Genomic DNA, 12,188 nt, shown 5'->3' on the forward strand with positions numbered 1-12,188 from the left:
CGGCTAAGGTTTTTCAATTAAGGAGTCTTTCAGTTTGACGAGTTCTGCCTTTACGAACTCAAGACGGCTGATGATGGAAACGGTTTCGGAGATTTTGCTGTTGGTTGCCAGAGCGATTCGGGCACCGTCAAGCGTGTAACCTTTCTCTTTGACAAGATGATAGATGATCTGAAGGTTTTTGATGTCTTCAGGAGTGAAGTAGCGGTTGCCTTTTTTGTTTTTTTTAGGCTTTATGATCGGGAATTCCTGCTCCCAATAACGTATCAGCGAGGCATTTACGTTAAAAGCTTTTGCCACTTCACCAATCGGATAGTATAATTTGTCGGGCAGATTAAGTTTCATCTAAGTATGCAAATTGATTTTTAAAGATAGCGATTTGAAAATGAATTTAATAAGCGACCTCAATTTTTACTTTTTTGCCTTTCAGTTTTTCCGAACCTAACTTTTTAAGCAAATCCCGCACTTTTGAGCGACTTACCGCAACATAAGAAGTGGTATCTTTTACCTCGATCAAACCGATATCTTCCTTCGTCAGTTCACCTTTTTTGATGAGGTAACCCACGATATCCACTTTATTTACTTTGTCCTTCTTGCCGGCGCTGATATAAATCGTTTGGAACGGTGTTTTTGCCGGAATCCTGCATTGGTCCGAAACCGTTTGTACCGGTGTGTCGCTTTTAATAAAAGGAAAATTTTCCTCTTCGGTCATGATCAGATAGGCAAAACCTTTTGCATTCATACGGGCTGTGCGGCCGTTTCTATGGATAAATGCGTCTTCTTTTGGCGGAAGTTGATAATGAACAATCGATTCTACTTCCGGAACGTCCAATCCTCGTGCAGCTAAATCTGTCGTGATTAAAATTCTCGCGGAATCATTTCTGAATTTCAGCAGCGCGCGCTCTCTTTCGTCCTGTTCCATTCCTCCATGGAAGGTTTCACGGTCAATGCCTTTTTCACGTAATAGGTCGGAAATACGATCAACGGCATCGCGGTGATTACAGAAAATCAAGGTGCGTTTATTTCCGATTTGGCAAAGAAGCTTGAAAAGCGTGTCAAGTTTCTCCTCAGAAATCGTCATCACTTTTTTGAGTTGAATATCTGGTTTCGCTTCCTGTAATTTTAAAAAGCTTAAAATCTTTTCATCTTTCAAGCCAACAAAATCGGGAATTTTATCCATCGCTGTAGCTGAGGTCAGGATTCTTTGTTCTAAATTTTCCAGCGAACGGATGATGAAAGCCATATCATCTTCAAAACCAAGTTCAAGCGCCTTATCGAATTCATCCAAAATCAAGGTATGGACGGTCGTCGGGTCGAAATTTTCGTTTCTGATGTGATAAGCGATACGTCCCGGAGTGCCGATAAGCAGGGCAGGAGCGTCTTTTAAATTGTTAACTTCTATTTTTTTGTCGTGTCCGCCGTAGCAGATGGAAACTTTAAAATCAGTTCCCATGGCTTTGAATACCTGTTCGATCTGTAATGCAAGCTCACGCGCGGGAACCAAAATCATAGCTTGAACGCCCGAAACATTCTTTTGCAAACTGCGCAAAACCGGAAATAAAAACGCGAGCGTTTTCCCGGAGCCTGTAGGCGAAAGAAGGACGGTGTTACGATTATTTTCAGTTGCGGTAAATGCTGATTTCTGCATTTGATTCATGTCCTGAATCTGCAGTTTGCGGTAGATTAAGTCGAATTCCATGCTGCAAAGGTAAATTAAAATGACAAGCGCGGAAAAACCTCCTCAGAATAGCTGTATATTAATGCCTAAGATATTGTGGCAGTGAGAATAATTGCTTATTTTTGCACCACTTTTTGTGGAAGCATTTGGCAAAGTTAAAACATTAACAATTAACATCTTCCGTATTTTTCATTAACCACATTAAGCCAAAGATTGAAAAATAAGGAATACAAATTATTTTATTATGTCAGAAACGACAGACAAAGCAGAGGTTCTTTTGAACCAAAACGTAGCACCAGAGCAGTTTGATTGGGATTCATTCGAATCAGGTCTTGATGCAGACGCTAGAAAAGAGAAAAGCGATTTAGAGGAAATCTACAACGGTTCTCTTAACAATCTTCAGGACAATGACGTTCTTGTAGGTAGAGTTGTAAGACTTACTGACAAAGAGGCGATCGTTGACATTAACTTCAAGTCTGAAGGTGTAATCTCTCTTAACGAATTCCGTTACAACCAAGGATTGCAGGTAGGTGATGAAGTAGAAGTAATGGTTGACAGAAGAGAAGACAAGTCTGGACAGCTACAGCTTTCTCATAAAAAAGCCAGAACGCTGAAAGCTTGGGATAAAGTTAACGAGCTTCACGAAACTGGTGAAATCGTAAACGGTTTCGTAAAGTCAAGAACGAAAGGTGGTATGATCGTAGACGTACACGGTATCGAGGCGTTCTTGCCAGGTTCACAGATTGATGTGAAGCCTATCAAAGATTACGATCAGTTCGTTGGTAAAACAATGGAATTCAAAGTTGTGAAAATCAACCCAGAGTTCAAAAACGTTGTTGTATCTCACAAAGCTCTTATCGAGGCAGACCTTGAAGGTCAGAAGAGAGAGATCATCGGTCAGCTTGAAAAAGGTCAGGTTCTTGAAGGAACTGTTAAGAACATCACTTCTTACGGTGTATTCGTTGATCTTGGAGGTGTTGACGGACTTATCCACATTACAGACCTTTCCTGGTCTAGAGTTAACCACCCATCTGAGATCCTTTCAGACGGTGAAACTGTAAAAGTGGTAATCCTTGATTTCGATGATGAGAAAACAAGAATCCAACTTGGTATGAAGCAGCTTGAAGCTCATCCTTGGGATGCACTTTCTGCTGACATGAAAGTGGGTGACAGAGTTAAAGGTAAAGTAGTGGTTCTTGCTGACTATGGTGCATTTGTAGAAGTTGCTCCAGGTGTTGAAGGATTGATCCACGTATCTGAAATGTCTTGGTCAACTCACTTGAGAAGCGCTGGAGATTTCGTGAAAGTAGGTGATGAGGTAGAAGCTGAAGTTTTAACTTTAGACAGAGAAGACAGAAAAATCTCTCTAGGTATGAAGCAGCTTAACGAAGATCCATGGTCTAACATTGAGTCTAAATACCCAGTAGGTTCTGAGCATACAGGTACTGTAAGAAACTTCACTAACTTCGGTGTATTCGTAGAGTTAGAAGAAGGTATCGATGGTCTTATCTACATCTCTGATCTTTCCTGGACTAAGAAAATCAAGCATCCATCCGAATTCTGCAACGTAGGTGATAAACTTAAAGTTGTAGTTCTTGAATTGGATACAGCTGCAAGAAGACTTTCATTAGGTCACAAGCAACTTCTTGAGAACCCTTGGGATAAATTCGAAACTAAATATGCTGAAGGAACAGTGCACGCTGGTAAAACTACAGAAGTTTTCGACAAGGGAGCTCAGGTACAGTTCGAAGATGCTGAAGTAGAAGCTTTCTGCCCATCTAGATTATTAGAGAAGGAAGACGGATCTAAAATCAAGAAAGGCGAAGACGCTCAGTTCAAAGTAATCGAATTCAATAAAGAATTCAAGAGAGTAGTAGTATCTCATACTGCAACTTTCAGAGATGAGGAAAGAAAGAATGTGAAAGACAATTCTTCTTCACGTTCATCAATGACTTCTACAGGTAACGAAGAGAAATCTACACTGGGAGATCTTGACGTTCTTGCAGAACTTAAAAAGAAAATGGAAGGGAACTAATCCTTACAAATCTTTATAAATGACGCCTCCGCAACCGGAGGCGTTTTTTTGTAAAAAAAAGTTAGCACATGTCTATATTTTTTATAAATTCGGTGCCTAATAATCAATATATATGAAAAACAGAAATTTACCTTTGAAAATTGCGGCAGTTTGTCTGATGTTTTCTTTTGGTAACACGTCTGCACAGGATTTCCAGTCCATAATAAAGCAGCACATGTCATCGAAGAATACATTTATGAAAGCCGACCTCAATAATTTCGAGATTATCGCACAGGATTTTTCGAAATCGATGAATGCGGATGTAATTAAAGTTCAGCAGTCGTACAACGGAATTCCGGTTTACAACGCGGTGGCTACAGCACTTGTAAAAGACAGCAGGATCAATTATTTTACCGATAATTTTGCAAAGACTTACACTCATGTATCGCAGCCTTCATCGGCGCGCGCAGAGAAATCCATCTTCCAGAACGTAGCACAGACTCTTAACCTGAAAAACAGTGCAAATTACAGATTAATCAGCATTAAAGATGCAGATTTGGACGTGCCGTTCGTGAAAACAAGAATGGTGTATTACCTTACGCCAGCCAATGACCTGAAGCTTTGCCACGAGTTCGTATTTGAAGAAAAAGGAACATCAAATTACTGGGATATCTTAGCTGATGCTGCTACCGGTGAAATATTAAGCAAAGAAAACCTTACCGTGTCCTGCTCATTTAAGCATGATGCCTATCACCACGATTATTCGGCACATACACCGGAAGGCTTTTTAAATGATTTCTCAAATACCGCAAAAGCAGTAGCAGCAGCTCCGCAGGACGCGAGTTACCGCGTATTTCCACTACCTGTGGAAAGCCCAAGCCACGGTGGACGTCAGTTGGTTTCAAATCCTTGGTTTGCAGATGCCTCACCTGAAGGTTGGCACACAATTCCGGGCGGAACTTACACCGGAACTTACACCACAACCCGCGGAAACAATGTGATGGCTTATGAAGACAAGGCCAACAACAATGCACCGGGAGCCTATGCAGATGGTGGCGCAAGCCGCGTTTTTGATTTCCCGTTTACGGTAAATGATACAGCAGGTAACATGAATGCAGCTATCTCGAACCTTTTCTATGTAAATAACAAGATTCACGATATTTTCTATCGTCTTGGTTTCACTGAGACTGCGCGTAACTTCCAGGCCTGGAACTTCGGAAAAGGCGGCAATCAGAATGATTATGTTCAGGCTGAAGCACAGGATGGCGGTGGTACAAATAACGCAAACTTTGCTACGCCGGGTGACGGTACGCGTCCAAGAATGCAGATGTACCTTTGGGATCCGTCTGTGATTGAGCGTGTGTATTATAATTCACCTCCTGAAGCCGTGGGTCGCGTAGTACAGAACTACATTTCCACCACTTTCGGACCAGCACTTACGGCAACGGGAGTTACAGCTGATGTGAAACTTTCACCGGTTCTGGATGCATGTACAGCATTACCTGCAGGTTCACTTACGGGTCTTATTGGCCTGGTAGAAAGAGGAAGCTGCGATTTTGTGGTTAAAGTTAAAAATGCACAGAATGCCGGCGCCGTAGCTGCTATTATTTATAGCTTACCAACATCTACTCCTACAGCAGGTATGGCCGGCGTAGACCCTACGATCACGATTCCTTCGGTACTTATTGAGAATTCAGAAGGAGTTTACATGAAAGGTTTGCTGCAGGCATCTGCTCCTGTAAATATTACGCTGAAGTACGATCCACTGATGCAGAAAACGCGTGACGGAAGTTTTGATAACGGAATCGTAATTCATGAATACGGTCACGGAATTTCTACAAGATTGGTAGGGCAGCTGAGCTCTTCGATAAACAAAGAACAGATGGGTGAGGGCTGGTCAGATTTCTTTGCTTTGATGCTTACCAACCGTCCGGGAGATGACGCTTCAGTTCCACGTGGAATCGGGACTTATGCTACTACGGAACCAATTACAGGTTTAGGGATTCGCCCGGCACAGTATTCACCGGATTTTGGAATTAATAATTATGAATACGGTGACACAAACGGAATGGAATATACCAACACTGCTGGCGCACTTGTTCCTGATGTTCACTCTATCGGTTTCGTGTGGGCAAGCATGCTTTGGGATCTGCACTGGAAATATGTTGAAAAGTACGGTTATGCATCAGATGTGATGGCCAACCCGAACAGTGGAAGTGCAAGAGTTCTTCAGCTTGTAGTTGACGCACTTAAACTTACGCCTACAAATCCAGGATTTATCCAGGGTCGAAACGCTATTTTGGCTGCCGAAGAAGCTACAACAGGCAAACAGGATAAATGCATGATTTGGAGCGTATTTGCAAGACGCGGTCTTGGGGTTAATGCTTCAGCAGGGTCAGCAACTAACATCAATGATCAGCAAGGTGACTACACAGAACCGGCACCTGACCCGGCATGTACTACGCTTGCTACTGGTAATGTGGCTGCGGATCGTGGAATCACGATCTATCCGAACCCGGCGAAGAACGAATTCTTCCTGCAAACTTCTAAAAACATTGCGGGTAAAGTAATGGTTCAGATCTACGATGCTTCAGGGAAGCTAGTAACGAGCCAAAAAGTGGCTGCCTCTGAGGCGGTGAATACACAGTCGCTGCCAAATGGCGTATACGTCGTGAAAGCTTCAGGATTGGGTATAGATTATTCATCTAAACTGATTATCAGAAAGTAATTTCAAGAATCAGATTTCTAATAGCCGCTCTGCTTTTGCAGGGCGGTTTTGTTTGCGGGATGGTTCTACTGCATTTTTTTGGAGTGATCGTTTCGCTTTTGCCGCTCGATACCTGTACCGGTTGTATATATTTTTAATCATCGTTAAAATTTTGATAACTTTAATTTACTAAAAACACACACACATCATGAAAAAAATTTACATTCTCATTTTCGCAGTACTTTCAAGCGTTGCGTGGTCACAGCCTTACAGTCACTTGCTGCAAAGTACTGATTGGACAATCATGAAAATTAATTGGTATGGTACCGATTATTATCCGCCCGAGTCCTTTAAAGAATCCGGCAAAGTGATTTTTAATGCTCAAAATAATACATTCGAATCACGTTTTTTTAACTACTGTACTGGTCAGCTTACATTCGGTCCGAATAACGCGGCTTACTTCCAGCTTCAAAACCTCGTCAGATCCTACATAGATATTTGGGATCCGGGACTTCAGGAGATGCGGGATTTCGACAACATAGTGATGGATTTTTATTATCCGTCGCAACCTTTAGACCGTTTCTATTTTGAGTATAACGAGGTGTCTGCCGGTAGAAATCTGGTAGTTACCAATCCGGCAGGTCATAAGATATTCTATTCGAATTTAGTTTTAGGCAGCAGCGGCGTCCTAACTTCAGATAAATGCGGTACAATCTATCCAAATCCGGCGAAAAATGAATTCTATATCAAACCCGCTAAAAACGGGTTAGGAAAAATACATGTCGAAATCTTCGACGCAACCGGCAAATTAGTTTCAACCCAAAAAATTTCAGGCTCTGAAGCCGTAGATACGCACGCATTGCCAAATGGCGTGTACGTCGTAAAAGCTTTAGGCCGGGACACGAATTATTCAACCAAACTGTTAATTAAAAAGTAGGCTTGCAACTGTATTATCATTTTCGCTGCCTGCATTTTGGCGCAGTCGTGTAGAATGCACCGGCATTTCAGCAACAAAAAACCCACCAGAACAAATCTGATGGGTTTTCTTATGAAGTAAGTCTGAATTACTTTTTGTATGCAGCGTCTTTGATTCTCGCTTTTTTACCACGTAGGTTACGGAAGTAGTAGATTCTCGCTCTGCGAACTTTACCTCTTCTGTCAACTTCAATTTTCTGAAGTGCAGGCATGTTAATAGGGAAAACTCTCTCTACACCTACATCACCACTCATTTTACGGATGGTGAAAGTCTTCGTAAGACCGGTACCTCTTAGCTGGATTACAGTTCCTTTGAAGAACTGAGTTCTCGTTTTAGCACCTTCTTTAATTTCGTAATACACAGTGATGGTGTCACCGGCTTTGAATTCAGGGAATTCTTTCTTAGCAATGTACTTGTCTTGTACGTACTTTAATAAATCCATTTTTTAAATAAAAAATTTTTTGTCTAGCCAAGCAACATTCACGTCCTTCGTCAGAGGTTGATTAACAGGCTGCAAAAATAGCACAAAAATTATTACCAGCCAACATCTTAACCGAAATAATGTCGTGTCCTTTTCATCAATTAAAAAACACTAATTCACCACTCAAAACTCAAACAGTCAAACAGTCAAATACTTTACACTCAAACTCCAACTCCTCATCTCAATCTGGGCGTGTCCCTCTTCGGTCATTTCACGCTCGCGGCCTGCGGCCGCTCGCGCTCCATTCCTCTCATCGGGTCGGGCTGTTCGCTATATCTCCTCGCCCCTTAGCAGGGGACAAGGGGGATGCCGCTGCCATCCCTCACGCGGTACACGCTGAAAATCAATGCCGTTTTTCAAAACCCTTAATCTCAAAAAAAAACCTAAATTTAGTAACCGAAAAAACGTGTAAAAACAATGATCGACAAAAGAGTAAAAAACGCCCAGGAAGCCATAGAAGGAATTTCCGACGGCATGACATTAATAGTAGGCGGCTTCGGCCTCTCCGGTATTCCGGAGAATTGTATCAATCAATTGGTAGAAAGCAATGTCACCAACCTTACCTGTATTTCCAATAACGCCGGAGTAGACGATTTCGGCCTCGGACTTTTGCTTCAGAAAAAGCAAATCAAAAAGATGATCGCTTCCTATGTGGGAGAAAATGCTGAGTTCGAAAGACAGATGCTTTCCGGTGAACTGGAAGTGGAATTGACACCACAGGGAACTTTAGCCGAAAAATGTCGCGCTGCACAACACGGAATTCCGGCATTTTATACACCTGCAGGCTATGGAACCGAAGTAGCTGAAGGCAAGGAAACAAATGAATTTGACGGTAAGATGCATATCCTTGAGCATGCGTATAAAGCAGACTTCTCTATAGTAAAAGCCTGGAAAGGTGATTACGCAGGAAATTTAATATTTAGAGGAACTGCACGTAATTTCAATGCGCCAATGGCTGGCGCCGGAAAAATAACTATCGCTGAAGTGGAAGAACTTGTGGAACCGGGCGAACTGGATCCAAATCAAATTCACATCCCCGGAATTATGGTGCAGCGCATCTTTCAGGGTGAGAAATATGAAAAGAGAATCGAGCAGCGTACAACCCGAAAAAGAGAAGCATAATGTTGACAAAAGAACAAATCGCACATCGAATTTCAAAGGAAGTTAAAGACCGCTATTATGTAAATCTCGGTATTGGAATTCCCACTTTAGTCGCAAACTATGTTCCGCAGGACATTTCCGTGGAATTTCAGAGTGAAAATGGGGTGCTCGGGATGGGTCCTTTTCCTTACGAAGGCGAAGAGGATCCGGACTTAATTAATGCCGGAAAACAGACGATAACAACACTTCCGGGCGCTTCATTTTTCGATTCTGCTTTCAGTTTTGGAATGATCCGCAGCAAAAAAGTGGATCTTACCATTCTTGGAGCGATGGAAGTTTCCGAAAACGGTGATATAGCCAACTGGAAAATTCCGGGAAAATTGGTGAAAGGTATGGGCGGCGCCATGGATTTGGTGGCGTCGGCGGAGAATATTATCGTCGCGATGATGCACGTAAACAAAGCTGGTGAAAGCAAAATCCTCAAAAAATGTACGCTTCCCTTGACCGGAGTTGGTTGTGTGAAAAAAGTGGTGACCGAATTGGCTGTGATGGATGTTACGCCAAATGGTTTCAAACTTTTGGAGCGAGCGCCCGGAGTTTCAGTCGAGGATATTATTAAAGCCACCGAAGCCGAACTCATCGTCGAAGGGGAAATTCCCGAAATGCAGGTCTAAATCAGATATCTAAAAAATTTCATCCCTTTCAAATTTTTGAGAGGGATTTTTGTGCTGTTATAATAACAAAATTATTAAATATCGCCCAAAAGTGGGATTGTATAATAGGTATTCATAATCGAAATTTGTTTTTGTCAATATTTTATTAATAAAAAAATAAAACTATGAAAAAACTATTATTTGTGATTTCGCTTATTTTCGCCATGTCGCTGGTTTCTGTGAGTTGTTTTGAAGACCTCTTCGGCAGGGACGAAGAAGAAGTTGTAGAACCGAGTGCGACGCAGCTTCCGGGCTATGATTTTACGTTTACCTGTCCTGCAGGCTCCCAAAACACGGTTCCAATCCCAAAAGGAACCGCAAAATGCCAGAAAGCGTATGAATATTTTGCAAAAGTCTATGGCTGTAATGAGGCAGATTATTTCAATGCGGCAAACTGCAAAATGTGTAATGATTGTGGCATTGCAAATTACTGTACGGTGTGTAAATAGATTTTAAGAATTTGCGCACGCTATAAAGCATGTCAACATATTTTTGATGTAGCTTTAAAATATATCGCGTTTCATCCCTTTCAATTTATTGAGAGGGATTTTTTTTGGCGCTTTGCGAACAGAATTTTTATCTGAAATCAGAAGGTTTCGTAGATAATTATGCTCGAGATGACCCTCTTATTTGAAAAATATATCTAAAAACATTTTGTAATAAACAAAAAATATCTAATTTTGCCGACTTAATTAGATAAACGTACAGTGAATACGAAATTTACAGTAAAAGTTGCAGAGGTGCAGGACTTAAAATATGTACCGGTAATCTTGAGAGAAATTGAGGAATCTGCTAAGGAACGCGGAACGGGAATCGCAAAACGTACCGCTTCTTACCTTGAAGAAAAAATTAATGAAGGCAAGGCTGTGATGGCTTTTTCTGCGGCCGGCGAGTGGGCCGGCTTCTGTTATATCGAAACCTGGAGCAATAAGACTTATGTGGCGAATTCCGGGTTGATAGTTTCCAGAAAATTCAGGAATGAAGGATTGGCTAGGAAAATCAAAGAAGTCATTTTCGATTATTCCCGAACAAAATATCCCGACGCAAAACTTTTTGGCCTCACCACGGGACTTGCCGTGATGAAAATCAACAGCAATCTTGGTTATAAACCGGTTACTTACTCAGAGCTCACCCAGGATGATGTTTTCTGGAGTGGATGCCAAAGCTGCGTGAATTTCGAAATCCTCAAAAGCAAAGAGCGCAAAAACTGCCTTTGTACCGCAATGCTTTACAATCCAAGTGAAGCGAAAGAACCTGAAAATAGTAAAAAAACCGAAGCGGAAGATGACCAGAAGTTATTTTCAAAATTCAAAAAAATAAGAACAATGTTATGGAAAAAGTAGTTTTAGCTTACAGTGGCGGACTCGATACTTCTTTTTGTGCCGTTTATCTCTCAAAAGTGAAGCAGCTTGAAGTTCATGCAGTCATGGTAAATCTCGGCGGTTTTTCCAATGAAGAAATCGCCAAAACTGAAGAGCGTGTTTATCAGTTGGGCGTAAAATCTTTCCACGTTATAGATGATGCGGAGAATTATTACGAAAAATGCATCAAATATTTGATATTCGGAAACGTTTTAAAAAATAATACCTATCCACTATCCGTAAGTTCAGAACGCGTTTTCCAGGCGACCGCGATTGCGGGTTATGCGAAAGAAATCGGTGCAAAAGCCATAGCGCACGGAAGTACAGGTGCCGGAAATGATCAGGTTCGTTTTGACAGTATTTTTCAAATCCTTTTGCCTGAAATCGAAATTATCACACCAATCCGTGACCTCAAACTTTCCAGAAATGCAGAGATTGAATTTTTGAAACAAAACGGCTTTGAAATCAACTTCGAAAAGTCGCAGTATTCTATCAATGAAGGCCTTTGGGGAACTTCGGTTGGCGGAAAAGAAACGCTGACTTCCAATCTGTCACTACTGGAAACCGCTTATCCAACTCAGGTTTCAAAAACCGAACATGAAGAAATGTCCATCACTTTCGAAAAAGGGGAAATTAAAGCTGTAAATGATGAGGAATTTTCAAAACCGATCGAAGCAATCCAGAAAATCCAGGAAATTGCGCAGGCTTTCGGAATTGGCCGCGACACGCACGTTGGCGACACGATTATCGGAATTAAAGGCCGCGTAAGCTTCGAGGCCGCCGCACCTTTGATTATTTTGAAAGCGCATCATTTGCTGGAAAAACATACGCTGACGAAAAATCAGCTTTTAATTAAAGACCAGTTGAGCCTTTCTTATGGAAATTACCTTCACGACGGTCTCGTACTCGATCCCGTGATGAAAGACTTTGAAGCACTTTTCGAAAGCTCTCAGAAAACCGTCAACGGAAAAGTGAAAATTTTACTAAAACCCTATCATTTCAGTTTGATCGGAATTGAATCGCCAAACGATCTGATGTCTTCGGAGTTCGGTTCTTACGGCGAAATGAACAAAACATGGACGGAGGCCGACGTAAAAGGTTTTTCAAAAATATATTCGAATGCGCTGAGCATTTATTACCAGGTAAACAATATGAAATAA

11 protein-coding genes are annotated in these 12,188 nt (G+C 41.6%); 8 read left to right on the top strand and 3 right to left on the bottom strand.

Annotated features, from left to right (window positions below; translation table 11 throughout):
* Window positions 1–3 precede the first annotated feature (3 nt).
* Both H9628_RS05395 and H9628_RS05400 read right to left on the bottom strand, forming a co-directional pair.
* On the bottom strand, window positions 4–342 hold the full coding sequence (locus H9628_RS05395; protein WP_251833104.1) for a MerR family transcriptional regulator: 339 nt from the start codon (window positions 340–342) through the stop codon (window positions 4–6).
* Between the two features lie 46 nt (window positions 343–388).
* Window positions 389–1,696, bottom strand: coding sequence for a DEAD/DEAH box helicase (locus H9628_RS05400; RefSeq protein WP_251833105.1), 1,308 nt, complete (start codon window positions 1,694–1,696; stop codon window positions 389–391).
* Window positions 1,697–1,919: 223 nt separating this feature from the next.
* Between H9628_RS05400 and rpsA the strand changes: the two genes are divergently transcribed.
* The 3 genes from rpsA to H9628_RS05415 all read left to right on the top strand — a co-directional run bounded on the left by rpsA (window position 1,920) and on the right by H9628_RS05415 (window position 7,333).
* Window positions 1,920–3,710, top strand: a complete 1,791-nt coding sequence (rpsA, locus tag H9628_RS05405; protein WP_251833106.1) for a 30S ribosomal protein S1 — start codon at window positions 1,920–1,922, stop codon at window positions 3,708–3,710.
* A gap of 112 nt (window positions 3,711–3,822) precedes the next feature.
* Window positions 3,823–6,417: a T9SS-dependent M36 family metallopeptidase gene (locus tag H9628_RS05410; protein ID WP_251833107.1), complete on the top strand. Its 2,595-nt coding sequence runs from the start codon at window positions 3,823–3,825 to the stop codon at window positions 6,415–6,417.
* 187 nt (window positions 6,418–6,604) lie between these two features.
* Window positions 6,605–7,333 carry a T9SS type A sorting domain-containing protein gene (locus H9628_RS05415; protein ID WP_251833108.1) on the top strand — a complete coding sequence of 243 codons (729 nt, stop codon included), beginning with the start codon at window positions 6,605–6,607 and terminating at the stop codon, window positions 7,331–7,333.
* A 127-nt stretch (window positions 7,334–7,460) separates the two neighbouring features.
* Here the strand turns inward: H9628_RS05415 and rplS are convergent, their stop codons facing one another.
* Window positions 7,461–7,814, bottom strand: a complete 354-nt coding sequence (gene rplS, locus H9628_RS05420) for a 50S ribosomal protein L19 (protein WP_122027716.1) — start codon at window positions 7,812–7,814, stop codon at window positions 7,461–7,463.
* Between the two features lie 456 nt (window positions 7,815–8,270).
* Here rplS and H9628_RS05425 point away from each other — a divergent pair, with 456 nt between their 5' ends.
* From H9628_RS05425 to argG, 5 genes are all read left to right on the top strand, one after another.
* Complete coding sequence (locus H9628_RS05425) at window positions 8,271–8,975, top strand: CoA transferase subunit A (RefSeq protein ID WP_251833109.1); 705 nt, start codon at window positions 8,271–8,273, stop codon at window positions 8,973–8,975.
* Window positions 8,975–9,628, top strand: coding sequence for a CoA transferase subunit B (locus tag H9628_RS05430; protein WP_251833110.1), 654 nt, complete (start codon window positions 8,975–8,977; stop codon window positions 9,626–9,628). Before H9628_RS05425 ends, H9628_RS05430 begins: the two co-directional genes overlap by 1 nt.
* Window positions 9,629–9,792: 164 nt before the next feature.
* Complete coding sequence (locus H9628_RS05435; protein WP_251833111.1) at window positions 9,793–10,116, top strand: hypothetical protein; 324 nt, start codon at window positions 9,793–9,795, stop codon at window positions 10,114–10,116.
* A 258-nt stretch (window positions 10,117–10,374) separates the two neighbouring features.
* Complete coding sequence (locus H9628_RS05440) at window positions 10,375–11,010, top strand: N-acetyltransferase (protein ID WP_394368176.1); 636 nt, start codon at window positions 10,375–10,377, stop codon at window positions 11,008–11,010.
* Window positions 10,998–12,188, top strand: a complete 1,191-nt coding sequence (gene argG / locus H9628_RS05445; protein WP_251833112.1) for an argininosuccinate synthase — start codon at window positions 10,998–11,000, stop codon at window positions 12,186–12,188. Before H9628_RS05440 ends, argG begins: the two co-directional genes overlap by 13 nt.

It is taken from the genome of Kaistella pullorum (genome assembly GCF_014837035.1).
GTDB lineage: Bacteria > Bacteroidota > Bacteroidia > Flavobacteriales > Weeksellaceae > Kaistella > Kaistella rhinocerotis.